The organism is Pilimelia terevasa (assembly GCF_014647915.1).
Lineage (GTDB): Bacteria > Actinomycetota > Actinomycetes > Mycobacteriales > Micromonosporaceae > Pilimelia > Pilimelia terevasa.
This window is the reverse complement of the sequence record NZ_BMQC01000007.1, coordinates 1-24647: the sequence shown is the minus strand read 5'-3', so window position 1 is coordinate 24647 and position 24647 is coordinate 1. Positions and strand designations below refer to the sequence as shown.

Annotated in this window: 25 protein-coding genes and 1 tRNA gene; 6 read left to right on the top strand and 20 right to left on the bottom strand. The window is 76.0% G+C overall.

Annotated elements, in window-relative coordinates; all coding sequences use genetic code 11:
- Positions 1 to 291 precede the first annotated feature (291 nt).
- Both IEY75_RS11290 and IEY75_RS11285 read right to left on the bottom strand, forming a co-directional pair.
- Complete coding sequence (locus tag IEY75_RS11290; protein ID WP_189114249.1) at positions 292 to 1482, bottom strand: hypothetical protein; 1191 nt, start codon at positions 1480 to 1482, stop codon at positions 292 to 294.
- A gap of 175 nt (positions 1483 to 1657) precedes the next feature.
- Positions 1658 to 1861, bottom strand: coding sequence for a cold-shock protein (locus IEY75_RS11285; protein WP_121157415.1), 204 nt, complete (start codon positions 1859 to 1861; stop codon positions 1658 to 1660).
- A 380-nt stretch (positions 1862 to 2241) separates the two neighbouring features.
- Here IEY75_RS11285 and IEY75_RS11280 point away from each other — a divergent pair, with 380 nt between their 5' ends.
- Complete coding sequence (locus tag IEY75_RS11280; protein WP_189114248.1) at positions 2242 to 3135, top strand: hypothetical protein; 894 nt, start codon at positions 2242 to 2244, stop codon at positions 3133 to 3135.
- Between the two features lie 145 nt (positions 3136 to 3280).
- Positions 3281 to 3841 (top strand): GNAT family N-acetyltransferase, encoded by a 561-nt coding sequence (locus tag IEY75_RS11275; protein ID WP_189114247.1) that lies wholly within the window; start codon positions 3281 to 3283, stop codon positions 3839 to 3841.
- A gap of 63 nt (positions 3842 to 3904) precedes the next feature.
- Here IEY75_RS11275 and paaN read toward each other — a convergent pair whose 3' ends face one another.
- The 9 genes from paaN to IEY75_RS11230 all read right to left on the bottom strand — a co-directional run bounded on the left by paaN (position 3905) and on the right by IEY75_RS11230 (position 14316).
- Positions 3905 to 5590, bottom strand: a complete 1686-nt coding sequence (gene paaN, locus IEY75_RS11270; protein ID WP_189114246.1) for a phenylacetic acid degradation protein PaaN — start codon at positions 5588 to 5590, stop codon at positions 3905 to 3907.
- 34 nt (positions 5591 to 5624) lie between these two features.
- Positions 5625 to 6734: a GNAT family N-acetyltransferase gene (locus IEY75_RS11265; RefSeq protein WP_189114245.1), complete on the bottom strand. Its 1110-nt coding sequence runs from the start codon at positions 6732 to 6734 to the stop codon at positions 5625 to 5627.
- Positions 6735 to 7106: 372 nt separating this feature from the next.
- Positions 7107 to 7526, bottom strand: a complete 420-nt coding sequence (locus tag IEY75_RS11260; RefSeq protein ID WP_189114244.1) for a DUF3263 domain-containing protein — start codon at positions 7524 to 7526, stop codon at positions 7107 to 7109.
- The gene (locus tag IEY75_RS11255) at positions 7523 to 8530 is read right to left on the bottom strand and encodes an ABC transporter permease subunit (protein WP_189114243.1); all 1008 of its coding nucleotides are present in this window, start codon (positions 8528 to 8530) and stop codon (positions 7523 to 7525) included. Before IEY75_RS11255 ends, IEY75_RS11260 begins: the two co-directional genes overlap by 4 nt.
- Positions 8527 to 9564, bottom strand: coding sequence for an ABC transporter ATP-binding protein (locus tag IEY75_RS11250; protein WP_189114242.1), 1038 nt, complete (start codon positions 9562 to 9564; stop codon positions 8527 to 8529). The genes IEY75_RS11255 and IEY75_RS11250 overlap by 4 nt, the downstream gene beginning before the upstream one ends.
- A 77-nt stretch (positions 9565 to 9641) precedes the next feature.
- Positions 9642 to 10427 (bottom strand): DeoR/GlpR family DNA-binding transcription regulator, encoded by a 786-nt coding sequence (locus tag IEY75_RS11245; protein ID WP_189114241.1) that lies wholly within the window; start codon positions 10425 to 10427, stop codon positions 9642 to 9644.
- Between the two features lie 207 nt (positions 10428 to 10634).
- Entirely contained in the window at positions 10635 to 11405 is a 771-nt protein-coding gene (locus tag IEY75_RS11240; RefSeq protein WP_189114240.1) for a phosphatase PAP2 family protein, read from the bottom strand.
- 35 nt (positions 11406 to 11440) lie between these two features.
- Positions 11441 to 12490: a glycerophosphodiester phosphodiesterase family protein gene (locus IEY75_RS11235; protein ID WP_189114239.1), complete on the bottom strand. Its 1050-nt coding sequence runs from the start codon at positions 12488 to 12490 to the stop codon at positions 11441 to 11443.
- A 41-nt stretch (positions 12491 to 12531) separates the two neighbouring features.
- Entirely contained in the window at positions 12532 to 14316 is a 1785-nt protein-coding gene (locus tag IEY75_RS11230) for an NAD-binding protein (RefSeq protein WP_189114238.1), read from the bottom strand.
- 139 nt (positions 14317 to 14455) lie between these two features.
- Between IEY75_RS11230 and IEY75_RS11225 the strand changes: the two genes are divergently transcribed.
- A complete protein-coding gene (locus tag IEY75_RS11225) occupies positions 14456 to 14992 on the top strand; it encodes a hypothetical protein (protein WP_189114237.1) in 537 nt (178 codons plus the stop codon).
- 61 nt (positions 14993 to 15053) lie between these two features.
- Here IEY75_RS11225 and IEY75_RS11220 read toward each other — a convergent pair whose 3' ends face one another.
- From IEY75_RS11220 to cysS, 4 genes are all read right to left on the bottom strand, one after another.
- A complete protein-coding gene (locus IEY75_RS11220) occupies positions 15054 to 15560 on the bottom strand; it encodes a hypothetical protein (RefSeq protein WP_189114236.1) in 507 nt (168 codons plus the stop codon).
- 107 nt (positions 15561 to 15667) lie between these two features.
- Positions 15668 to 15744: transfer RNA gene (locus IEY75_RS11215), tRNA-Thr, on the bottom strand.
- A gap of 12 nt (positions 15745 to 15756) precedes the next feature.
- The gene (rlmB, locus tag IEY75_RS11210) at positions 15757 to 16884 is read right to left on the bottom strand and encodes a 23S rRNA (guanosine(2251)-2'-O)-methyltransferase RlmB (RefSeq protein WP_189114235.1); all 1128 of its coding nucleotides are present in this window, start codon (positions 16882 to 16884) and stop codon (positions 15757 to 15759) included.
- Positions 16884 to 18296, bottom strand: a complete 1413-nt coding sequence (gene cysS / locus IEY75_RS11205) for a cysteine--tRNA ligase (RefSeq protein WP_189114234.1) — start codon at positions 18294 to 18296, stop codon at positions 16884 to 16886. The genes rlmB and cysS overlap by 1 nt, the downstream gene beginning before the upstream one ends.
- Before the next feature lie 129 nt (positions 18297 to 18425).
- Here cysS and IEY75_RS11200 point away from each other — a divergent pair, with 129 nt between their 5' ends.
- The gene (locus IEY75_RS11200; protein ID WP_189114233.1) at positions 18426 to 19076 is read left to right on the top strand and encodes an IclR family transcriptional regulator; all 651 of its coding nucleotides are present in this window, start codon (positions 18426 to 18428) and stop codon (positions 19074 to 19076) included.
- 68 nt (positions 19077 to 19144) lie between these two features.
- On the opposite strand, the gene IEY75_RS11195 is transcribed toward IEY75_RS11200, so the two are convergent.
- From IEY75_RS11195 to IEY75_RS11185, 3 genes are all read right to left on the bottom strand, one after another.
- A complete protein-coding gene (locus tag IEY75_RS11195; protein ID WP_189114232.1) occupies positions 19145 to 19930 on the bottom strand; it encodes a sulfite exporter TauE/SafE family protein in 786 nt (261 codons plus the stop codon).
- 114 nt (positions 19931 to 20044) lie between these two features.
- Positions 20045 to 20737: an HAD family hydrolase gene (locus tag IEY75_RS11190; protein WP_189114231.1), complete on the bottom strand. Its 693-nt coding sequence runs from the start codon at positions 20735 to 20737 to the stop codon at positions 20045 to 20047.
- Positions 20734 to 22137 (bottom strand): class II fumarate hydratase, encoded by a 1404-nt coding sequence (locus tag IEY75_RS11185; protein WP_189114230.1) that lies wholly within the window; start codon positions 22135 to 22137, stop codon positions 20734 to 20736. The genes IEY75_RS11190 and IEY75_RS11185 overlap by 4 nt, the downstream gene beginning before the upstream one ends.
- A 169-nt stretch (positions 22138 to 22306) precedes the next feature.
- On the opposite strand from IEY75_RS11185, the gene IEY75_RS11180 reads away from it, so the two are divergent.
- Both IEY75_RS11180 and cofC read left to right on the top strand, forming a co-directional pair.
- Positions 22307 to 23104 carry a dTMP kinase gene (locus IEY75_RS11180; RefSeq protein WP_189114229.1) on the top strand — a complete coding sequence of 266 codons (798 nt, stop codon included), beginning with the start codon at positions 22307 to 22309 and terminating at the stop codon, positions 23102 to 23104.
- Positions 22995 to 23660, top strand: a complete 666-nt coding sequence (gene cofC, locus IEY75_RS11175; protein ID WP_189114228.1) for a 2-phospho-L-lactate guanylyltransferase — start codon at positions 22995 to 22997, stop codon at positions 23658 to 23660. Before IEY75_RS11180 ends, cofC begins: the two co-directional genes overlap by 110 nt.
- Positions 23661 to 23809: 149 nt before the next feature.
- Here cofC and IEY75_RS11170 read toward each other — a convergent pair whose 3' ends face one another.
- Positions 23810 to 24241, bottom strand: coding sequence for a hypothetical protein (locus tag IEY75_RS11170; RefSeq protein WP_189114227.1), 432 nt, complete (start codon positions 24239 to 24241; stop codon positions 23810 to 23812).
- 25 nt (positions 24242 to 24266) lie between these two features.
- On the bottom strand, positions 24267 to 24647 hold a 381-nt coding region (locus tag IEY75_RS20870; protein ID WP_229789564.1), incomplete at its 5' end, for an amidase domain-containing protein.

The following is a 24647-nucleotide window of genomic DNA, read 5'->3' as shown; positions in this document are numbered from 1 at the left end:
TGTGGGCGACGCTCCGCTCACCTTCGACCGCGTCGCCGTACAGGCGACGGGCCGTCGGCCGGGCCGGATAGCCCGCGACGACCGGCCGCCGCGAGGCGTGGAACGCCTGGCGGTGGCCCCACCGTCCCGACCATGAGTAGTGCGGTCTTCAGAACTGTACGGTCTTCAGAACTGGCACTCGACAGCATTGAGTGCCAGTACCTTGTTTAGCACTCTCCCTGGTCGAGTGCAAGCGGGTGGGAACCCGTACGGGCCACACGTGGGGCGGCTCACGGTCCCGGCGGGGCGCCCTCAGCGGTCCATCTCGGCGGCGAGCGAGGCCGCCGAGACGGGCGCCTCGGCGGCGCGGGCCTCGGCGTACACCGCGGCGATGGCCACCGCGGCGAACGTCCCCGCCGGAAGGGCGAGCACCTGCTGCACGAAGTACACCCCGGCCTGGCCGAGGACCGCGACGGCGTCGGGGCGGTCGCCCGGCGTCCACGAGAAGGGCAGGGACAGCACCGTGCCGATGATGCCCACGACCGCGCTGGCGGCCACGAGTACGGCGACCACCACGACCACGCGCCCCAGGACGTCCCCGAACCGCGCGTGGGTCAGCTTCCAGGACCGCCCGACGGGGCTGTGCCGCTCGCACAGGTACGCCATCATCACCAGGCTCGTGGCGAACGCGGAGTAGAGGACCGGCACCAGGCAGAGCAGCGCGAAACCGAGGTTCACCAGACCGACGACGACCGTCCAGCCGAGCACGCCCCACATCCGCCGCACGCCGTACCGCACGGCGTCGCCGACCCCCCACTGCTGCCCCGCCGCGTAGCCGACGACGAGCCGCATGGTGGCGCCGGTGGCGACCGCGCCGGCCAGCAGGAAGCCGATGCCGGCCACGACCCCCAGGCCCAGCAGCGGCAGGAACGCGGTCAGTACCTCGGTCGGGTCGGCGGCCACCGAGTCGCCGCGGACCGGCAGCGCGTCGAGGCGCGGCAGCACCAGCACCACGCCGATCCCGCCGAACACCGCCAGCGGCAGGAGCTGGGTCAGCGCGGCGATGGCGAGCAGCCGGCCGAGGGTGCCGCGCCACACGGCGACCACGCGCGCCCACCAGCCGCCGAAGCCGGCGTGGGGCGGATTCACCAGTGCGTCCCCGGGGCCGGCGGGCCAGTAGCCGACCGGCGCGCCGGAGGCCGGGTCGCCGTACCCGTGGACGCCCGGGCCGGAGTAGCCCGCTGGCGGGTAGCCGTGGGCCCCGAACCCCGGAACGGGATAACCGGCGGGCGGCTGGCCGGGGGCCGGCACCGCGCCGGGGTGGCCGGGGGAGTCCGCAGATGGTCCGGCAGTGCCGGGCGGCGCGTCCGCGCCCGGGGCGGCGGAGGCCGGGTCGGCGGAGCCGTTCGGCGGGTGCCCCGGGTGCGGGGGCGGGACCGGCTGCGGCCGGTCGGCCGGCGGCTCGGACGGCGGCGGGCCGGGGTCTGGCGGCGGTGTCGTCATGGCCCCATCTAACAAGAGCCGCGCCGCCGCAAGGGGTAACGCGGCACCGGCACCCGCCCGGTTTCACGCCCCGGCGCCTGCGGACCGCGGCGCGGGGTGGGACGACGTCGGCGGCGGCCCACCGACGTCCCCGTCGCACGTCCGTCCCGGCGCACCTGGCGCGGCAGGCACCGGCTCAGGCGAGGAGCCGCACCTTCTCGGCCTGCGGGCCCTTCTGTCCCTGGGCGATCTCGAACTCCACCCGCTGACCGTCGTCCAGCGCCTTGTAGCCGTCCATCTCGATCGCCGAGAAGTGGACGAAGACGTCCTGGCCGCCGTCGACCGCGATGAAGCCGTAGCCCTTTTCGCTGTTGAACCACTTAACGGTGCCCTGTGCCACGGTGCACTTCCTCACTGTGATGGTGCCGGGCCGCGGTACCACCCAACGGGCGCCGCCGCCCGCCGGGGCCGCCCGTTCGCCTGAGCGCCCGCCGCGTGCCGGCGCGACGCGTACACCCGCCCCGACACTGCCCCGCATCGAAACTACCCATTCCACCCTGCGTCCACATAGGACCGACGCTGCCGGCCGCATCGAACACAGTCGCTGCTTGTGCGGTTCGTACCCCGGAACCGCCCGGTTCACTCCACTGTCACATCACTCCCTGTCGCCCCTCCGCGACGCGGCGGCGGCAGACCACGCACGCTACACGAGCAACTCAGGCCCGCACAGCCCCAAAGCGGACACCGTGGCCGTATTCGACGCGTGCTCGTTAGGCCCCCGTGTCCCCGCTTCTGCACTCACCGGCCCACCGGCGTCCTCTTGAGACCCCTGCCCACCTGCGCCAGGTCCTCTACGCCGCCGGCGCGCTGCTGGTCGTGATCGGACTCAGCGCCACCGTCTACGCCGTGGTGGGTGACGACGAACGAGTGCCCCGGATCGTCGTAGCCCCGACCCCGGCGGGCGGGACCGACGCGACACCCGCCCCGCCCCCGGTCGGGGCGGACGGCCCGGGGAGTACCACGTGGACGTACATCGACCGGCACAGCGGGCGGCTCACCACCTCACCCCGGCAGGCCAGCACCCGGGTCACCCCGCCCCTGGTCCGGCTCTGGCTGGCGGCGGACTTCCTGCGCCGGGAGTTCGCCCGCGCGCGCGAACCCGGGGCGGCGCGCCTGGCGCGCCTCGGCACGATGCTGCGCGACGCCACCGCCGCCACCGAGGCGCCGGCCGACGAGCTGTACGCGACCCTGGGGCGGGACGCGTCGCTGCGCCGGATGATCGCCGCCTGCGGCCTCACCGAGACCTGGCCGGCGGCCGGCCGCTGGCGGGCGACCGTCACCTCCGCCCGCGACGCCGCCCGCATCGGCCTGTGCGTGGCGGACGGCCGGGCGGCCGGCCCGCGCTGGACCGGGTGGGTTCTCGCGCAGATGCGCGGCGTGCGCGGACTGGGCGACTTCGGCATCCGGGCGGCCCTGCCCGCGGGCGCCGCGACGGGCGTCGGCATCGCCAACGGCTGGCTGCTCGCCGAGGACGAGGGCGTCTGGCAGGTCACCTGCCTGGCCGTCGCGCCGGACTGGGTACTCGGCGTCCTGACCCGCTACCCGCGCCACCTCGGCCTCGCGCACGGCCAGGAGCTGTGTCGGACCGTCGGCGCCGCGCTGGTCCGCCGCTGAGTTTCGCCGGGTCCCGCCGGTCTCGCCGGGTCCCCACCGGGTCTCGCATGAGTCCCGCCGGCCGCGCCGGGTCCCGTTGGTCTCGCATGAGTCCCGCCCGCCGGGTCCCGCGGCGGGTGCGTGCCGCGGGTGGCACGATGCCGGGATGAGCGCAGGCACCGGCGGCGGCGCGCCGCCGCGCACCGGGTCCGCATTCGACGTGCGCCGGGTCACCCCGGCGGACCTGGAGGGCACCCGGGCGATCCGGCTGGAGATGCTGACCGACAGCCCCGACGCCTACCTGGAGACCGCCGCCGACTTCGCGGCCCGGCCCCGGGCCGACCTCGCGGCGGCGCTCGCCGAGCGGGCCGGGGGCGACCGCGTCGCGCAGTTCGTGGCCCGCGCCGCGGACGCCGCCGGGGGCCCGTTCGCCGGCATCGCCACGGCGGGCTTCGTCGACGCGCCCGCGGACACCGTCGGGGTGTACGGCGTCTACGTCACGCCCGCGCACCGGGGCACGGGCGTGCTCGCGGCCCTGATGCGGGCGGTCGAGGACTGGGCGGGCGGCCGCGGCGCCACCCTGCTCCAACTCGAAGTGATCACTGGTAACGACCGGGCACTGCGGGCGTACCGGCGGCTGGGCTTCACCCCGCTGGAGCTGCTCCCCCACCCCACGAAGCCCGGCGAGACCGAGCTGCGGCTGCGCCGCCCGGTCCCGGCACGCTGAGCGGGGGGCGCCCCGCACCCGCGGCACCCCCGCCCCACCGCGCCGGGCGTCGCCGGGCGCGGGTCAGCGGTGGCGGCGGGACTGGACGATGCGGAACCGGCTGGCGACGTACGCGCCGTCGGTCAGCGCGGCGTTGGCGGCCGGGTTCGCGCCGCTGCCGTGGAAGTCGCTGAACGCCGCCGACTGGTTGACGAACACCCCGCCGGTCAGGTTCGCCGACAGGTGCACGCCCACCTCCAGCGCCGCCTCCTCGACCGCCGCCAGCACCGCCTCGGAGGTGCTGTACACCCCGGCCGTCAAGCCGCCCCGCTCGCCGACGGTCCGGCGGAAGACGTCGATCGCCGCGTCGGTGGAGTCCACCGCCACGAGGAAGGTGATCGGGCCGAACCACTCGCTGCCGTACACCTCGGCGTCCCCGGCGCCGAGCCGGACCAGCAGCGGCGAGCGGACCACCGCGTCGGGGTACGCCGGGTGGGTCAGGGTGCGCGAGTCCAGCACCACCGCGCCGACCTTGCGGGCGGCGTCGATCCGGTCCAGCACCCGCTCGTCGCCGATGGCGCCGGTCAGCTCGACCGCGCGGGCGTCGTCGGCGGTCAGCTTGGCCACGGCACCGGCGATGCCCCCGGCCACCTCGTCGAACGACCTGTGCCCGGCCTCGGTCTCGATGCCGGCGGCGGGGATCAGCAGGTTCTGGGAGGTGGTGCACATCTGCCCGGAGTACAGGGTCAGCGAGAACGCGATGTTGCGGCACATCCCGGCGAAGTCGTCGGTCGAGTCCACGACGACGGTGTTGAGGCCGGCCTTCTCCGTGTAGACCGCCGCCTGGCGGGCGTGCTCCTCCAGCCAGTCGCCGTACTCGGACGAGCCGGTGAAGTCCACGATCCGCACCTCGGGCCGGGTGGCCAGCGTCGTGGCCAGGCCCTCCCCCGGCGCCTCGGCGGCGAGCTGGACCAGGTTCGGGTCGAAGCCGGCCTCGGCGAGGACCTCCCGGGCGTACCGGACCGTCAGCGCCAGCGGCAGCACCGCGCCCGGGTGCGGCTTGACCAGCACCGGGTTGCCCGTGGCGAGCGAGGCGAACAGGCCCGGGTAGGAGTTCCAGGTCGGGAAGGTGCGGCAGCCGACGACGAGCGCGACGCCCCGCGGTACGACGTGGAAGGTCTTGGTCATGGACAGCGTCGCGCCCTTGCCCGCCGGCTTGTCCCAGTCGGCGGTCGCGGCGTGCCGCGTCATCTCCGCGTAGGAGTAGGCGACGGCCTCCAGCGCCCGGTCCAGCGCGTGCGCGCCGCCGGCCTGGAAGGCCATCACGAACGCCTGGCCGGTGGTGAACTGCACCGCGTTGGCCAGCGTGAACACGTGCCGGTGGATCCGGTCGAGGATCTCCAGGCAGACGCCCACCCGGGCGCGCGGGCCGGCGTCGCGCCAGGCGGTCATGCCCGCGCGGGCGGCGGCGACGAGGGCGTCGGCGCCCGCGTGCGGGTACTCCACCCCCAGGTCCACGCCGAACGGGCTGCGCTCGGTGGCGACCCAGGTCCCGTCGGCGGGCTGCCCGTCGAGGGCGAACCGCGCGCCGCGCAGCGCCTCGTAGGCGGCCTGGCCGTCGGCGGCGGCGCTCTCGCCGTAGACCCGCGGGCTCGGCGATTCCGGGTACTGGGACCAGTACGACCGCTCGGTGATCGCGGTCAGAGCGCGCTGGAGGGTGTCGGCGTGCGCCGTGCTGAAGTCGGCGGCCGGGGCAGGCGGTTGCGTCATGTCGCCATCATGCCGCACCCGCCGCCGGGCGCGGTCAGTCGAGTGTCCGCTGCCAGTTCTCCCAGGCGTCCAGCGGGCGGTAGCCCATCCGCTCGTTGATGGCGATCATGTGTCCGTTCTCGGCCGCGTTGAACGTGTCCACCACCCGCAGGCCCGGCTCGTGTGCCCGCGCGTACCGCAGGTTGGCCACCTTGACCAGCAGACCCAGCCCGTGGCCGCGGTGGGCCGGGTCGACGATGGTGATCTGCTGCCAGGCGTGCCCGTCGGCGTTGTCCGCGCACAGGATCTGCGTCCAGGCCACCAGCCGGCCGGTGGCGTCGTGCCGGGCGGCGACGTTGTACGGGCGGCGCAGGGCGGCCGCGAGCCGGTGCTCGTTCGCGCGCACCCGGGCGGCGTCCAGGCGCTGCGGCTCCCAGGCGAGGTCGCCCAGCGGGGCGTCCACGAGCAGCCGGCCGTCCAGGTAGGCGACGTCGTCGACGCAGTCCGCCGGCGCCCGCAGCGCCCAGCGGACCAGCGAGTAGCCGGCGCTGCCCGCCCGCGCCCCGCCGCGGGCGCCGTCCGGGGCGGCGCCGTCCGCGATGGCGCCGTCCGGGGCCAGGCCGTCCGGGGCCGTGCTGTCCGGGGCCGTGGTGGCCCGGGTCGCGGCGGCCGCAGGCGCGGCGTCCGGGGCCGCGGTCAGGTCGAGCCGGCGGCGGACCTCGGTCTGCGCGCAGGTGGCGCCGAGCGCCCGGGCGAAGGCGCCGCCGGCCGGGTCGCGCGCCGGGCCGCCGGGCAGCGCGCGCGCCGACGCGCCGATCAGGGTGCTCCGCCCGCGGCGGCGGGCCTCGGCGACGGCGAAGTCCGCCAGCGCCCGGCCGATGCCGCGGCGGCGGTGTTCGGGGTGCACGGCCACGGTGCCGACCTCGACGGTGCGCAGGTTGTCGCGCTGCGGGAACAGCAGCGTCGTGTAGCCGACCAGCTCGCCGTCGAGGCGGGCCAGGCCGTACCGGACCTCCTGCGCGGGCGGGGGGTGGCGGTGGTAGGCGAGGTGCGCGGGGCGGGTGAACAGGGGCAGGTCGGCGCCGCGGTCGACGGCCTCGTCCAGCTCGTACAGCGCGTACAGCGCGTCGTCGGCCGGCGCGGCCGGGGTGATCTCCAGAGGCATGACCCCAGGGTGCGTCCGGGCACACGGTTCGCGCGACCGGATTTCGGCGGCCGCGCGAGAGGAGGGACCGTGCCGCGCACGTTGGTCGGAGGGATGCCCGCTCAGCACCTTCGGCTCGACGCACGTCGGTGCTGGGTACGCGAGGACTGGTGAGTCTTGCGGCTCTTGGTCTTAACGGCGGTGCATCCCCCCGCACTGAAATGGTGCGCCGGAGAGAAACGGTGCGTCAAGACTTTTTGGAGGGCATTCCTCAACGCACGGCAAATTCACCCTCACCGAGTGCAACGAGGGCTCAGCGGTTCGGGCCCGTTAAGCCGGACCGTTCGGGGGTTGTTACCCCACAATCAGGCATGAAGCGCCCGTAGCGGGGCATCAGCGCTCGCGTGTCACCGGTACGGCGGTCCCCCGACCGCGCCGGCCGCGCAGCCGGCGCAGGCGGCCGACCAGCACCGGGTCGTGGGCGAGCGCGGCCGGCCGGTCGAGCAGGCCGCGCAGCACCTGGTAGTACCGCGTCGCCGACAGCCCGAACGCGTCGTGGATCGCCTGCTCCTTGGCTCCGGGACTGCGCCACCACCGCCGCTCGAAGTCCAGGATCTCCCGCTCCCGGGGCGTCAGCTCCCCGGCGGGCGCGCCGTCCGCCAGGCGCGCGGCGCCGTCGCCCGTGCCGTCCTCGTCCCCGGCGGCCGGCGGCGGGGACGGGGCGGGGAACAGCCCGCTGTCCGCGCCGGCCCCGGCGCGCGGCTGCGGTGCCGGGGCCCGCGCGCCGGTCGTACCCTCCCCCGTCGCGGTCACGTGATCGCCCGCCGCCGCAGGACCACGAACGCCACCAGCAGCGCGAGCACCGTGCCCGCGCCGAACACACCCAGGGCGTGCAGCCACGTGATGTCGCGGGCGTCGGCCCGGCACGTCGCGCCCATGGCGCAGACGACCGGGTCCAGGGTGACGCTCCTGGTCACCCACGCCTGGCCGTAGGTGGAGAGCTGGAAGGCCCCGGGGTACCGCAGCCGCAGCACCGAACCGGCGAACGCCATTCCCACCTCGGAGACCAGGGCCAGGCCGATCACGGCGCCGAACGCCGCCGCCGTGTGCCGCCCGATCGAGGCCAGGGCGAACGCGAACGCGCCGACCAGCGCGGCGAGCCCCACCGCCCGGACGGCCCCGAGCCCGGCCGACTGGAGCAGGCCCGCCGTCGTGCCCTGCACCGTGCCGTCGAACCGGGCAACCGCGTAGACCCCGCCGAGCCAGAGCGCGGCGGTCGCGGTACCCAGTGCCAGGATCGCGCCGACGGCGACCACGAGCTTGGTCAGCAGGACCCGGCCCCGCTGCGGGCGCCACACCAGCAGGTTCGCCAGCGCCCCGGAGCTCCACTCGGCGCCGATGAAGGACGCGCCCACCAGGAGCGCGACGAGGGCCAGCAGCGCGCCGTAGAGCAGCAGGTACCCGTCGACCTCGTCGCGGAAGCTGAGCTGGTACGGCAGGAACTCCGCGACCGGGTACCAGTCCGGCGACGGCGCGGCGGCCGCGTCGCAGTCGGCGGTGAACTCCGGCGGCGGCGGCCGGCCCTGCCGGACGGCGTCGACGCACGGCGCGACCCGCTCGGCGTGTGCGGCCCGGGCCTCCGCGAGCTGCGTACCGGCCCGCGCCTGCGCCGTCGCCAGCGCGGCGGCGGTGACCGGGCGGCTCTGGTAGCTGGCGCCGGCCAGGACCAGGCCCAGGAGCAGGACGAAGACGCCGACCGTCCAGCGGATCAGCCGGCGCTTGGCGAACCGGCGCACCTCCGCGCGCAGGAGTCTCACGCGTCCACCTCCGCGCGCGCCCGGTCCGCGGCGTCCCCGTCGCGGTCGCCGCTGCCGGGTTCGGGCTCACCGGCGCGGCGGTCGGCGGGGCCGCCCGCCGCGCGCGCGGGCGGGCCGTCGGGGCCGGCCCCGGTCAGCGCCAGGAAGACGCTCTCCAGGTCCACCTTCGCCGGTACCAGCTCCTCCAGGAACAGCCCGTGCTCGGCCAGGACGTACGTGACCCAGGCCGGGCGCTGCACGTTGCCGACCAGCAGGTGGCCGCCCTCCTGCCGGACCGTGGCCCCCGCCCGGACGAGCACCTGCGCCGCCGGGGCCAGCTCGCCGGCCGCCAGCCGCACCCGCACCGCGTCCTCGGTGTGCGAGGCGAGCACGTCCTCCACCGGCCCCGCGGCGACCCGCCGGCCACCGGCGATGATCGTGACGGCGTCGCAGACCTGCTGGACCTCGGCGAGGAGGTGGCTGGAGAACAGGACCGTCGTACCGCCGTCGGCCAGGTCCCGCATGAGCTGGCGCATCTCCCGGATCCCGGCCGGGTCCAGCCCGTTGGCCGGCTCGTCGAGGATCACCAGCTCCGGGTCCTTGAGCAGCGCGGAGGCGACGGCGAGCCGCTGCCGCATCCCGAGCGAGTACGTGCGCACCCGGTCGCGCGCGCGGTCGGCGAGGCCCACCAGCTCCAGCTTCGCGTCCACCCGGCCGGGCGGCACGCCGCCCGCGTCGGCGAGCAGGCGCAGGGTGTCCCGGCCGGTGAAGCCGGGGAAGAACCGCGGGTTCTCGACGACCGCGCCGACGCGGCCGACCACGTCGGGCAGCGCGCCCGGGACCAGCCGGCCGAACATCCGCATCGCGCCGCCGTCGGCCTGGATGAGGCCCAGCAGCGCGCGCAGTGTCGTGGTCTTGCCCGAGCCGTTGGGGCCGAGGAAGCCGTGCACCTGTCCCTGCTCGACGGTCATGGTGAAGCCGGCGAGCGCGCGGTGCCGCCGGCCTCGCCGCCGGTAGGTCTTGAGCAGCCCGTCGATCTCCACCACGGCCGTCATGCGACCCCGCTCCGCCTCATCCTGGCCACCCTACCCATCGACGCCCGTCTCGTGGGTGCACCGGACGCGCGGGTCACTCAGGCCTGGACCACCGTCACACCGGCCTCACGGAACGTGGCCACCACGGACTCCGGGGCGCCCCAGTCGGTCACCAGGGTCTCGATCCGGTCGACCGGGCAGATCCGGGCGAAGGCGTGTCCGCCCAGCTTGGACGAGTCCGCGATGATCACGACGCGGCGGGCGCGCTGCACCATCAGGCTGTTCATCGCCGCCTCGCCCTCGTGGTGGGCGGCCGCGCCGAGGCGCACGTCGAGGGCGTCGACGCCGAGCAGCGCGAGGTCGAGGGTGACCTCCCGCAGGATCCCGCCGCCGAGCGGGCCGACCAGCTCGAAGGACTGCGGCCGGACCACGCCGCCGGTCACCACGATCTTCATCCGGCTGCGGACGAGCAGTTCGTTGGCGATGTTGAGCGCGTTGGTGACGACCGTCAGCGGCGTGTGCTCGGCGCCGCTGGCCAGGTCGGCGCGGGCGGCGAGGGCGCGGGCGACCTCGGTGGTGGTGGTACCGCCGTTGAGGCCGACGACCATCCCGGGGGCGACCAGCGCCGCCGCGGCCGCGCCGATGCGCTGCTTCTCGGCCGAGTGCTTGGCCGTCTTGTACCGCAGCGGCAGGTCGTAGGAGACGCCGTTGGCGACGGCGCCGCCGCGGGTACGGGTGATCATCTGCTGCTGGGCGAGCTGGTCGAAGTCGCGCCGGATCGTGGCCTGCGACACGGCGAGCCGCTCCGCCGCCTGCTCGACCGTCGTCCGGCCGGACTCGGCGAGCAGTTCCAGGAGCGCGTTCCACCGCGCGTACCGGTCCACGTGCCTCCCCTGCCCGTACCGCCGAGTAGTTTCGCGCCCTGTTGCTGCGCGAAACACGGTTGATGCGCGCACCCTAGTGCGCGAAATCGGCGCCTGGCAAACGTCGGCGCGCGTGGCGCTCATTTCCCGGCAGCCCCGCCCGTTCGGCCGACCCGCCCCCGGGCGACCGCCGCGGGCCAGGTCGGGCCGCGCGCGGCGGGTGGGCGGTCAGGCGCGGCCGCCCAGCGGGGTCGGCGCCGGGGCCGGCGCACGGGCGGCTTCCGCCAGGCCGGGGCCGCGCCAGCGGGCCGGGACGCCGGGCAGCGGCAGGGCGTCCCACGGGATCCGCCGCCGCTGCCGGTCGACCAGCACCCCGATCAGCACCCCTGCCACCGAGTCGCTCAGCCAGTGGTGGCCGAGGTACACGGTGGTCACCAGCACGACCAGCGGCGCCCCGACCCGCAGCGCCCGGACGGCCCCGGCCGGTGGAGCCGCCGCGCCGTACGCCCGCCGCAGGGCAAGTCCCAGCAGCACCAGTACGCCGATCCAGGCGACCGCGTTGGCGGTGTGCCCGGACGGGTAGGCGAGGCGGTGCTGCGCGTCGCTGAAGAAGGCCGCCGGGTCCGCCACCTGGTCCTCGCGGGGGAACGGCCGCCGCGTCCACACCTTCACCGGCCCCACGGTGAGGACCAGCGCCAGGTACACGAACGCCACCGGCAGCACGGGCCGGACCGACCCCCGGCGCCACGCCAGCCAGCCCGCCAGGGCCAGCGCGAGCACGGTGAGCGGGCCGCCCTGGCCGAGGAAGTTCAGGATCCGCGCCGCCCACCACGCCGGGTCGACCTGGTGGGCCGACACCCACCCGCGGACGGCCAGGTCGACCGGGACCAGGTGGCCGGTGGCCAGCAGCGCGGTACCGCCGCACAGGACCGCGACGAGCGCCCCGTCGACCGCCCAGCCGCCGCGCGGCCTGTCCCCTGCGCGCGTCTCCTCCGCCATGCGGCCACCGTAGCCGCCGACCACCAGTCGGGGTGTCAGCGGCGCAGCAGGGGGGCCACGACGTCCACCTGGTTTGTCCAGACGCCGCCGGTGTAGCCCGCGGGCCGGCCGGCGAGGTCCGCCGGCCGGTCGAAACCGGCGGAGAAGCCACCGGAGCCGGCCACCATCACCACGCGGGTGTCCACGGCGTGCATCCGGGCGGCGAACCGGTGCGGCCACCCCCACAGCCACCGGCCGTACACGTGCGGCAGGTGGAGCTGCCGGTGCCGGCAGGCGTCCGGGACGTACCCGCTCCACCCCGTCCCCAGGTACCGGCCCAGGCAGGCGACCATGATTCTTTTCGAGGTGACCCGGAGCCCGGGAAGGCGGGCGGCGACCGCGTCCACGGCCGCGTCGCCGCCGTACACCGTGATCGTGGCCAGCCGGTCGGCGGGCAGGGTGGCCAGGTACCGGGCCACCGCCTCGCCCTCGGCCGGGTCGGCGCCCTTGACGTGCAGCAGCAGCTCCCGGCCGGGGAACGCGGCGACGACCTCCTCCACGGTGGGCAGCAGCCCCACGCCCCGGCCGCGCAGCGGGAACGTCGCGCCGCCGTCGGCGGTGTACCCGTAGCCCAGGTCCAGCCGGCGCAGCGCGGCCAGCGGGTGGTCGCGGACCTTCCCGCGCCCGTCGGTGCGGCACTGGAGCGTGGCGTCGTGGAACACGGCCAGCCGGTCGTCGGCGGTGCGCTGGACGTCGAACTCGACCGCGTCGGCGCCCGCGTCGAACGCCGCCCGCATCCCGGCCAGCGTGTTCTCCAGGTACGCGTGCCGCGGCGGGTGGATCCGCCCGGCCGTGCACGTGTCGTCGGTGACGCCGGCCAGGTCGAACGTCTGCGCGAGGCCGCGGTGCGCCAGCAGGAACGGCCGCCCGGTGCCGGGGCCGGCCAGCCGGGAGCTGTTGCCGGCGTACAGCCCCGCCGCGGCCAGGGCGAGCACGGCCAGGATCACGGTGCGCCGCCGGAATCGGCGACGGGCGCCCGCGGGCGGGGCGGGCTCGCCGGCCGGCGGGGCAGGCTCGTCCGCCGGCGGTGCGGGCTCGTCGGTCATCCCGGCAGGGTGCCACAGTGCGGCCGGCCGCGGGCCCTCCGTCAGGCTCCCCCGCGCCGCTCGACGTGCAGTTCGGGCAGCGGGGGCGGCGCCTGCGCCCGGCCGGCCAGCTCGGCGAGCCCCGCCCGCCGGCAGACCGCCACCACCCGGTCGCCGACCTGCAGCCGCAGGCCCGGGTCGGGGTTCCACCACCGCTCGGTGCCGCGGGCGACCGCCAGCACCCGTACGGCGCCGGGCCGCGCCGCCGCCGCGACGCCCGCCCCGGCCAGGGCCGCGCCCGGCTCGACGGTCACCGATGCGACCTGGAGCACGTGCCGCTCGACCGGGATCGTGGCGAACACCTCCCGCTCCAGCAGCTTCGCCGCGAACATCGGCGCCGACACCATCGACACGCTGCGCGAGATGCCGATCTGGAAGGTGCGCTGCACCCGGGTCGCGAAGTCCCCGTCGTACAGCCGCAGCACCACGCGCAGGTCGGCCCGCGCGGCGCGGGCCACCAGGGCGGTCTCCAGGTTGGCGACGTCGTCGGTGGACAGCACGACCAGCGCCCGGGACTCGGCGACCCGCCCCGAGCGCTGTACCTCCTCCTGCGACGCGTCACCGATGATCACCGGAATGCCGAGCTGCCGGGCCACCTCGACACCGTGCGCTGTCGGGTCCTTCTCCACCGCGACCAGCTCCACCCCGAGGTCGTGGAGCTGGCGGATCACCCGGATGCCCACGTGGCCGAGCCCGACGACGACGACGTGGTCCTGCCACGGGTGCCGCAGGCGGCGCGACTCGCGGGCCAGCCGGACGGTCACCAGCGTGTCCACGATCGCCGCGGTGAGCAGCGGGACGAACGCCAGCCCCGCCAGCGCCAGCACCACCTGCGCCGCCTTCGTCGCGCCCGTCGCCGCCGGGTCGATCTCGGCGTTGCCGGCCGTGGTCAGCAGGGCCAGGTACAGCGACGGCAGGAAGTCGTGCGGTCCCGGCTGGGCGCGGGCCAGCACCCAGCTCGCCACCGCGACCGCCAGCACGCAGGTCAGCAGCGCGACCGTCGTCCCGCGGCGCAGCACCCCGCGCGCCGTCCACCAGGCGTCGGCGAACGGCCGCCGCCAGCGGCCGATCCGGGCCAGCCGGCGCACCTCCCGCTCCGCGCCGCCGGGCCGCCCGCCGCCGGCCTCCGCCAGCACCAGGTCGGCCCGCGACTCGTCGGCGGGCAGCAACGCGGTGCGCCCGTCCGGGCCAGGCCCGGCCAGGCCGCAGACGACGTCCTCCGGCCGGACGTCGACCCGGCGCGCCACGGTGAGCGTGCGCCCGGAGAGGCGGAAGTGCTCCGGTACCACCGCGCCCAGCGCCGCCGCCACGAACGCCGGGGCCGCCATCGAGGCGTCGGACAGGACCACGCAGTCGGCCAGCAGCTTGCGGGTACCGGCGGCGAGCTGGGAGTGGAACATCCTGATCGCCAGCCGGACCCGCGGGTTCACCTCGCGGGCGCAGAACGCGGCGTGCAGGTTGGCCACGTCGTCGGAGTCGGTCAGCGCCAGCGCCTCCGCCTCGGCGACGCCGGCCAGCCGCAGGGCCGCCGCGTCCAGCCGGTCGACGGCCACCACCCGGATGCCGCGGATGCCGCGGACGTCCGCCGAGCGCGGACCCTTCTGCCGCGGTACGACCGCGGTGACCCGGGCGTCGCCGCGCTGCAGTTCCCGGATCAGCTCGTGGGCCAGCTTCGTGTCGCCGCAGACCACCAGCCGCGGCCCGACTCCCGGCGGGCCCCACAGGCCGGCGGTCACCCGGTCGGCCAGCGCCCGCAGCCCCCGGTCCCGGACGTCGTCTGTGGACATGGACGGATTCTATGTTCCGGCCGCCCGGGCGGAACGAGGATCCACAGTGGCTCGTTGACCGAAATAGACGAGTTCTCCTGCCGCGTTGGCGCGAAGCTGGCCCGGCGTTCACCGGTACGTAGATTCGAATGGATCCAGCATGGACAAGAAGTTCGCGCGCACGGACCGCCCGGCCCCGGCGCCCGGCGACCACACACCGGACATCCTCCACGCCCTCCTCAGCCCGGTCGGCGCCCACCGGCTCCCCGACAGCCTGCCCGGCGCGCCCGCGCCCCGGGCGTACCACGGCGGCGCCTGCGCGGTGGCCGCCACGCCCGTCCTGACCCGTCCGCACGCGCACCCGGAGGTGGCCATGAGCGAACCGACGACCAGACGCCGCCCGTTGGCGATCAGTGACCGCCCGGCCCCGGACCGGCACGGCGGCGGGGACGGCGCCCCCGCGGCCGCGGAGACGCTGCTGCGGCCGGTACCGCTGGCGCCCCTGGCCGACCCCGCGCCGGCCCGCGGGCGGGCCCGGGTGCCGCGGATGCGCGAGCCCGAGGGGATGCGGGTGGACCTGCTCGGGGTGTGGCACGCCCGCGACCGGCACGCCCCGCTGCCCGCGGTGATCTGGGAGGAGCTGACCGCCGCGCACCCGGAGCTGTTCGACGAGGACGGCCACGGCGCCGCGGCCTGAACCGGGGACGCGGACCGGCCCCGCGCCGCCTCGGGCGGCGGTGCGGGGCCGGTCCGGCCGGTCAGCTCCCCAGCGAGGTGCTGACCGGCCGGTCGAGGTCGGCGCGCGGGTAGCTCAGCTTCCCGCGCCGGCCGACCTCGACGGAGTAGAACTCGTGCCCGGGGTCGACGCCCGAGACCGACCACGGGTAGGCGCAGGCGCCCCCGCTGGGCGTACCCGAGCGGGGCAGGTCGCCGATCCCGAGCAGGTTGCCCGCGCCGTCGGTGATCCGCACCTGCGAGCCGGGAACGTCCCCGTAGCCCGTGCTGTCCAGCACCTCGATGGCGAAGCACGACTTGCGCACGAGCATCGTCCCGCTGACGGTGAGCTGCACGGGCGGGGGCGGCGACTGCGTACGCAGGACCAGCACGAGCACGGTGACCGCCGCGACCGCCAGGACAGCCAGGACTGCCCCGGCCACCAGCAGCGGGATCAGCCAGCCGAGCCGGCCCGCGCCCGGCCGCGCGTGCCGGGGGTAGGGGTGCGGCGGCGCTGTCGGTAGCGGCTGTTCCTGCACATCTGGCTGCATCGGACCTCCCGGCATCGGATGCCAGGGACAACGACGCGGCCGGCGACGGGCAGGTCACCTGTCCGGTTTAGATAGCTTTGCGATCACCCGGTCAGCGGGCTGTGCGGTGGAGCCCCCGGCCGGGCTCGAACCGGCGACCTCCCGTTTACAAGACGGGTGCTCTAGCCAACTGAGCTACAGGGGCGCGGCCGCCAGCCTACCCGGTCGCGCGCCGCCGGGTGATCTCGGCGAGCGCCACCGCCGCCGCCACGCTCGCGTTCAGCGACTCCACCTCGGACGACATCGGGATGCCGGCCAGCAGGTCGCAGGTCTCGCCCACGAGGCGGGACAGCCCGCGGCCCTCCGACCCGACCACGAGCACGGTCGGCCCGACGGACACGGCCAGCTCGTACACGCTGACCTCGCCGTCGGCGTCCAGGCCCACGACCGTCCAGCCCTCGCGCTGGCAGGCCTTCAGCGCCCGGGTCAGGTTGGTGACCTGCGCCACCGGTACCCGGGCCGCCGCGCCGGCCGAGGTGCGCCAGGCGGTCGCGGTGATCCCCGCCGCCCGCCGCTCCGGCAGGAACACGCCGTGCGCCCCGAAGGCCGCCGCGGACCGGATGACGGCACCGAGGTTGCGCGGGTCGGTGACGCCGTCGAGCGCCACTAGCAGCGGCGCCGCCTGCTCCGCCGCGGCGGCCAGGACGTCGTCGAACGCCTGGTACGCGAACGCCGGCACCTGGAGGCCGATGCCCTGGTGCAGGACGCCGCCGGTCATCCGGTCCAGTTCGCCGCGGCCGATCTCCAGGATCGCGATGCCCTTGTCCGCGGCGGTGCGGACCGCCTCGTTGACCCGGTCGTCGATCTCGATGCCGTGCGCCAGGTACAGCGCGGTGGCGGGCACGTGCGCCCGCAGCGACTCGACGACCGGGTTGCGGCCGACGATCAGCTCAGGGGCGTCGCGCGGCGGGGTGGAGCGCCGGCCCGGCGCGACCCGCGGGCCGCCGCGCGGGGCGCCCGGTCGGGCGCCGCGACCGCCGCCGCCGCGCGGCGCGTCCGGGTCGCGGCCACCGCCGCGGCCCCAGGTGGTGTCCTTGGTGCCGGGCTTGCCGATCTTCGGTGCGCGCCCCTCGGCCTCCGCCGCGCGGCGCTCCTTGTCCTGCTTCCAGGCCGTCTTCATCGGCAGCTTCTCGGTGCCGGAGTAGCCCTTGTGCCACGGCCGCTCGTCGGCCGGCAGCGTCCGGCCGCGGGCCTTGAGGCCGCTCTTGTTCTTGCCGCCGGAGCCGCCCACGGCGCCCTTCTTGCTGGTGGTGCGCTTGGCGCGTCGCTGGGAGTTGCCCGGCATTACTGCTCGCCTACCGTCCATCGGGGGCCGTGCGCGGTGTCCTCGACGACCACTCCGGCCTGCTTGAGCTGGTCGCGCACGGCGTCGGCCGCGGCCCAGTCCTTGCGGCTGCGGGCCTGCGCCCGCTGCTCCAGCGCCAGGGCGACCAGTGCGTCGACCACGCCCCTGAGGTCGCCGCCGGTGCTCCCGTCGTGCCAGGGCGCGGCCAGCGGATCGACGCCGAGAATGTCGAGCATCCCACGGACCGCGGCCAGAGCCGCACGCAGGGTGGCGTCGTCGGCCGCGGCCAGTGCGCTGTTGCCGGTGCGCAGCGACTCGTGCACGACCGCCAGCGCGGCCGAGGTGTTCAGGTCGTCCTCCATCGCGGCCACGAAGTCGGCCGGCAGCTCGCCGGGAGCGCCCGGGCCGACGCGCTCGGCCGCCCGGTGGACGAAGTTCTCCAGGCGCTGGTACGCCACCGCCGCCTCGCGCAGCGCGTCGTCGGAGTAGTCGATCCGGGACCGGTAGTGCGGGGCGGCCAGGTAGTAGCGCAGCTCGGCGGACCGCACGCCCAGGGACGCCACGTACTCCAGGTCCACCACGTTGCCCAGCGACTTGCTCATCTTGGCCTCGCCGAGATTCAGCAGCGCGTGGTGCACCCAGTACCGGGCGAAGGGCAGGCCCGCGGCCCGGGACTGGGCGATCTCGTTCTCGTGGTGCGGGAAGGTCAGGTCGAGCCCGCCGCCGTGGATGTCGAACTCGGCGCCGAGGTACCGGCGGGCCATGGCCGAGCACTCGATGTGCCAGCCGGGCCGGCCCGGACCCCAGGGGCTGGTCCAGTAGGCGTCGCCCGGCTCGTCCGGCTTGACGCCCTTCCACAGGGCGAAGTCGTGCGCGTCGCGCTTGGCGCGGGCCGGGCCGTCCGGCGTCCCGCGCATGTCCTCGGGCCGCTGGCCGGACAGGTCGCCGTACGCCGGGAAGGAGCGCACGTCGAAGTAGACGTCCCCGGAGCCGTCGGCGGCGGGGTACGCGTGGCCGGCCGCGATCAGCTCGGCGATCAGGGCGTGCATCTCGGGGACGTGCCCGGTGGCCCGCGGCTCGTACGTCGGCGGGAGCACCCCGAGCCGGCGGTAGTCGGCGGCCAGCAGGATCTCGTTGGCGTAGGCGATCGACCAGTACGGGCGGCCGGCGGCCGTGGCCTTGGCCAGCACCTTGTCGTCGATGTCGGTGATGTTGCGGACGAAGGTGACCGCGTACCCGCGGTGCAGGAACCACCGCCGCAGCACGTCGTAGTTCACCGCCGACCGCAGGTGCCCGATGTGCGGACCCGCCTGCACGGTCAATCCGCACAGATAGATGCCCACCTGTCCCGGGACACGCGGGACGAAATCCCGCACCGCGCGTACCGCTGTGTCGTACAACCGCATAGCCACGCCCACAGCGTACCGATTCCGCGGCCCCGGACCCTCCCCCGGGAGGTCCCGCTCTCCGGCCGACCCCGCCCGCGCGCCCGCGTTCGAGGTCCCGGCCGGCCGCGGCCCCGCGGCCGATACGCTGCCGGAATGAGCGGGGCGGGCGCGCGGGGCGGCGGGGAGACCGCCCAGACCCTGGACCGCGGCCTGCGGCTGTTGGCGCTGGTCGGCGAGGTGCCCGGCCTCAGCGTGACCGAGGCGGCCGCCCGGCTGGGCGTCGGGCGGACCGTCGTGTACCGCCTGATCGGCACTTTGACCGCCCACGGCCTGCTGCGCCGCGACCGCGACGGCGGCCTGCGCCTGGGCGTCGGGATCCTGCACCTGGCCCGGCGCGCCCGCCCGCTGATCGCCGACGCCGCGCGACCGGCCCTGCGCCGCCTGGCCGAGGAGGTCGGGGCGACCGCGCACCTGACGGTGGCCGAGGGCGCCGAGGCGACGGCGCTGGTGGTCGTCGAGCCGAGCTGGACGAGTATGCACGTGGCGTACCGCAGCGGCACCCGGCACCCGCTGGACCGCGGCGCCGCCGGCCAGGCGATCCTCGCCGGCCGCGCGGGGCTCGCCGGTCCGGTCACCTCCGCGGGCGAGTTGCAGGCGGAGGCGTACGGGGTCGCGGCCCCGGTCCTGGGCGTGGAGGCGCTGGAGGCGAGCGTCGGCGTGGTCGCGCTCGGTCCGCTGGACCCGCGGGCGGCGGGGCAGGCGGTCCGCGCCGCCGCCGCGGCGATCGCCGCCGCCCTGAGCTGACCCCGACCCGGTAACCCGCCCCGCCCGGCCGGCACACGTCCACATTCGCCGGGGCCGGCCCGGGTGGGTCAGTGGTCGGCGAGGTGGGGGAAGAGAAGCGCCTGGGTGGCGACCGCCGCCGCGACCAGCAGGACCAGGTACGCGAACCAGCGGCGCAGCCGATCGGCCGGCAGGCGGCGCCCGAAGCGGGCCGCGCCCAGCGACCCGGCCACGGCCGCGGCGGTGAACATGCCCACCACGGGGTAGTCCAGGTCGCCGGTCGGCGCGTGGGCGAGGAACCCGGCCGCCGAGTTCAGGGCGATCACCACCAGCGACGTCGCCACCGCCATCTCCATCGACAGGCCCAGCAGCAGCACCAGCGCCGGCACGATGAGGAATCCGCCGCCCACCCCGAACAGGCCGGTCAGAAAGCCCACCCCGGCGCCGGTCGCCGCCGAGCGCGGTGCGCAGGAGCGCCAGCGCACGCGCCCGTCGGGCCGGTAGCAGCCGGCGGCCCCGGACGCGGCGCCGCCGCGCAGCATCCGCACCCCCGCGGCGGCCATCACGGCCGCGAACCCGACCAGGACGGCGGTCGGCGGCAGGAGCCGGTTGACCGCCGCGCCGCCGAACGCCGCCAGCCCGCCGACCAGGCCGACCACGCCCGCGATGCGCCACTGGATCAGGCCGCTGCGCAGCCGCGGGAGCAGTCCGGTCGCCGCCGACGCCCCGACCACCACCAGCGAGCTGGGGATCGCGGCCGACAGCGGCATACCGGCGCCGTACAGCAGGGCCGGCACGGCCAGGATCGAGCCGCCGCTGCCGAGCAGGCCCAGGAGTACCCCGATCAGCGCGCCGAGCCCGCAGGCCGCGATCACCGCCGGCCCGCGCCGTCGGCGGGAGTGGCCTGGCCGGTGGGGCTGCGGGTCACGGGTCGCTCCTCGGCGGCTGGTCGCGCGCGGGGCGGCCGCGCATCGCAGTGATGATCGTAACTATCCGCCGCGGAGCGCCGCGGGCAGTTCGGCCAGGCTGGTGAGCAGCAGGTCGGCCGCGGCCTCCGGCGGCGCCGCCGGGTCGGCGACGGAGGCGGGCGCGGTGCGGCGCAGCCAGGCGGTGCGCAGGCCGGCGTCGCGGGCGGGGGCGATGTCGTACGCCCACTCGTCCCCCACGTACAGCACGCTCGCCGGGTCCGGCCCGCCGGCCGCGGCCAGGACCGCCGCGAAGAAGGCCGGCGACGGCTTCGGCGGGAGGCCGTTGATGTGCGCGTACAGCTCGAAGCCGAACTGGTCGGCCAGCCCGCAGCGGTACGCCCGGCTGTTGCCGTTGGTGGCGTAGCCCAGGACGTACCGCTCCCGCAGTGCCGCCAGCGCGCCCGGCACCTCCGGGTACGGCCGGGTCAGCCGCAGCCGGTGCGCGAAGTACACGTCCGTGACCTCGTCCAGCAGGTCCGCCCGGCCGACCCGCTCCAGCGAGCGGCGCAGCGCGTGCCGGCGGATCTGCCAGGGCGGCTCCCCGTGCCGGACCGCCCACTCGGCGCGGGCGTCGGCGGCGAGGTCGGCGGCGGACAGGGCGAGGCCGAGGGCGGCGGCATGGGCGACCACCGCGGACTCGGCGCCGCGGATGCCGGGGAGCAGGTCCAGCAGGGTGCCGTCGGCGTCGAAGACGACCGCGCGGATCCGGTTCACGGCCGGGTCATGCGCAGGACGTCCAGTGCCTCGTCGAGCTGCCGCTCGGTCAGGGTGCCGGCGGCGACGTGGCCGCGGTCGACGACCACGGCGCGGATGGACCGGCCGCTGGCCAGCGCCTCCTTGGCGACGGCGGCGGCCTCGTCGTAGCCGAGGTACCGGTTGAGCGGCGTGACGATCGACGGCGAGCCCTCGGCGTAGGCCCGGCACACGTCCGCGTCGGCGACCAGGCCGGCCACGCAGCGGTCGGCGAGCAGCCGGGCGGCGGCGGCCAGCAGCCGAATGGACTCCAGCAGGTTGCGGGCCATGACCGGGAGCATGACGTTCAGCTCGAAGTCGCCCTGGGTGCCGGCGAACCCGACGGCGGCGTCGTTGCCGATCACCTGCGCGCAGACCTGCCGGACGGCCTCGGGGACGACCGGGTTGACCTTCCCGGGCATGATCGACGACCCGGGCTGGAGGTCGGGCAGGCGCAGCTCGCGCAGGCCCGCGCGCGGGCCGGAGCCCATCCACCGGATGTCGTTGACGATCTTGTAGAGCCCCACGGCGACCGTGCGGAGCTGGCCGGAGGTCTCGACCAGCGCGTCGCGGGCGCCCTGCGCCTCGAAGTGGTCGCGCGCCTCGGTCAGCGGCAGCCCCGTCTCGGCGCGCAGGGCGGCGACGACCGCGGCGGCGAACCCGGGCGGGGTGTTCACGCCGGTGCCGACGGCGGTGCCGCCCAGCGGCAGCTCCGCCAGCCGGGGCAGGACGGCGTCGAGCCGCTCCACGCCGTACCGCACCTGCGCGGCGTACCCGCCGAACTCCTGGCCGAGGGTGACCGGCGTGGCGTCCATGAGGTGCGTCCGGCCGGACTTGACCACCTGCGCGAACTCGGCGGCCTTGGCGGTCAGCGCGTCGGCGAGGCCGGCCAGGGCGGGCGTCAGGTCCCCGACGACCGCGGCGGCGGCGGCGAGGTGGATCGAGGACGGGAAGACGTCGTTGCTGGACTGGGACGCGTTGACGTGGTCGTTCGGGTGCACCGGCCGGCCCAGGGCCGCGCTGGCCAGGGTGGCGATGACCTCGTTGGCGTTCATGTTCGACGAGGTGCCCGAACCGGTCTGGAACACGTCGACCGGGAACTGGTCGTCGTGCCGGCCGGCCGCCACCTCGGCGGCGGCCGCGGCGACCGCCGCGGCGACGTCGGCCTCCAGCACGCCGAGGTCGGCGTTGACCCGGGCGGCCGCGCCCTTGATCCGGGCCAGCGCGTGTACGTGCGCCGGCTCCAGCCCGCGGCCGGAGACCGGGAAGTTCTCCACCGCCCGCTGGGTCTGGGCGCGCCAGCGGGCCGCCGCCGGCACCCGGACCTCGCCCATCGTGTCCCGCTCCACGCGGTACTGCTCGGTTGTCGTCACGCCCCCCATCCTGCCGCGTGGCGGGCGGCCGCCGGTACCGGTGGCCCGGATTGGCCGGCGACCAGGTTGGCCTGTGGCCCGGATTGGCCGGCGGACCCGCGGCACCTCCGCCCGGCCGCGGACCGGTCCCGGCCGGGCGGAGGTGCCGCCCGTGGTCCGCGCTGGCTATGGTCGGCGCATGGACCGCCCCCCGGTCGCGCGCCGGCGCCCTCCCGTCATCGCCCTCGTGGGCATCGACGGCGCGGGCAAGACCAGCCACGCCGCCGCGCTCTCCCGCTGGCTGAGCGACCGGGGCGTGCCCGCGGCGCACTGCCGCAACCCCGGCGGGCGGGTCGCGCTCGGCCGGCTCGGCCGGCGCCTGGGCCGCCGCGACGCCGTCCACCTGCTCGGCCGCCGGGGGTTCGTCGCCGCCGAGGTGACGCTGCGCGGGCTGGCCATCGCCCGGTCGCTGCTGCACGCCCGGCTAACCGGCCGGACCGCGGTGATGGACCGGTACACGTACTGCCAGTACGCGGCGATGCGGGCGCGCGGCGACCGCGGGCACCGGCTCGCCCGGGTGGCCTACGCCCTGTTCCCGCAGCCCGACCTCGTGTGCTTCCTGCACGTCAGCCCGCCCGCGGCACACGCCCGGATCGTCGCCCGCGGCACCGACAGCGAGGAACTGGCGTACCTGCACGCCCTCGACGCCGCCTACCGCGCGCTGCCCGAGGCGGCCGGGTTCCGGGTGGTCCCGGCCGACGGCACGCCGACGGAAGTGCTCGGCGCGATCCAGGCGGCGATCACCGAGGCGCTGCCGGTCCCGCGCCCGCGGGACGCCGGCCCGCCGCCCGCGACCCGCGGTGGCGCGGACACCCTAGGGTGGGCCGGTGACGGCGTGGACGGTGTGGGTACCGGCGAAGCCCCGCGCGACCGCCAAGAGCAGGCTGGCGCTGCCGCCGGCCCGGCGGGCCGCCCTCGTCGAGGCGATGCTGCGTGACGTCCTGGCCGCGGTCGCCGCGGTCGCCCGGCCGGTGGTGGTGACCGCCGACCCCTACTGGCGGTGCCTGGGGGCGCCGGTGCGCGCCGAGCCGGCGCCGGGGCTGAACGCCGCCGCGTCGGCCGCCGCGTCGGCCGACAGTCCGGTGGCCGTACTGGTGGGTGACCTGCCGGCCCTGCGCGCGGCCGAGCTGGCCTCGGCGCTGGAGCTGGCGGCCGCCCACCCGTGGGCGCTCGTCGCCGACGCCGCCGGCCACGGGACCACGCTGCTGGCGGCGACGGCGCCGGGGTGCCTGCGGCCGGCGTTCGGCGCGCGGTCCCGCCTGCGCCACCGCGCGGCCGGCGCGGCGGACCTCACCGCACGGCTGTCCGCACCCGGCCTGCGCCGCGACGTGGACACCCTCGCCGACCTGCGCGCGGCTGTGGCGCTGGGCGTCGGGCCGGCGACGGCCCAGGCGTGGCCGGACGCCCCCGCGGCGGCGTCCGGCGGCGCGGCGGCAAGTGCGATGCCCGCGGAGCGGCTCGGCCCGCTGCGCGACGTCCCGGCCAGCGGATAGCGGTCGGCCAGCGTGCTCCTTGGCCCATCTCGCCGCCTCGATGATCAGATCGGCCAACTCGGCGGGCGGGGCCGACATGCTCGCCGCCTTTCGCGGACAGGGTCATTCACGCCCGCCGCGGCCAGCTCCGTCGTTCGGTCATTGCGTCTCTATCGAGGTGGAGGGTTTCTCGCTGGCAACGCCGACGCCGCTGGGCTAGGCCCGGTGCCGTCATTGCTCGGCGGAGCGGTGTTCATCGCCACGAACCACTTCTTTTCCGATGAGGAGTAGGTGAGTCCAACCGTGTCCGTTACGAACCGCTGCTGACCGTCGGTTGCCGTGATCGTCGCGTTGGCCAGGTTGGCGTCGCCTCGCTTCACGTCGACCTTCACGTGGGAGGTGAACCTTCCACCGAACTCGGTCACCTTCGCCTGAGCGAAGGCTCGACCATCAACCCCCGGCTCAGCCTGTTCGGATACGCGGTCAACGTCCTTGGCCTGCACAGCGTCAACGTACGCCTTGACTGGCTTCTGTTGAGCCGCAGGGTCTTCGAGCGCGTTGTCATTGCTGCACCCGACAGCTCCCACCATCAGCAGAGCCAAGCCCAGTGCTGGCCGTGCGATGCGGTTAGCGATAGCCGTACGCGTACCAGACGTAGCCACGGTTGTTCTCCTTGAGCATTTCTCGCAGTGAGCGGTCCTTGCGATTCTTGGTGTGGTACGTCAAGAAGATGTCGTTCTTCGTCTTCTTGGTGACGAACATGGTGTGGTTCTTGGGGTCACGATCGCCCGTGTAGTCGTACTGCAAGATGTCGCCCACATTCATGTCCCAGACGCTCTTCATCGACCACATGCGCCGCATTGCGAATTGTGACCACGGGTTAGTACTGCAACGGCAGTTATGGGATCGCCTCGCGTCGCCGGTAGTGGCATTGTCGGGCTTGCCATGGTCGTCGGCGGCGCCAGCGTGACCAGGTGATGGTGTCGTCGTTGGAGGTTTGACGGGCTT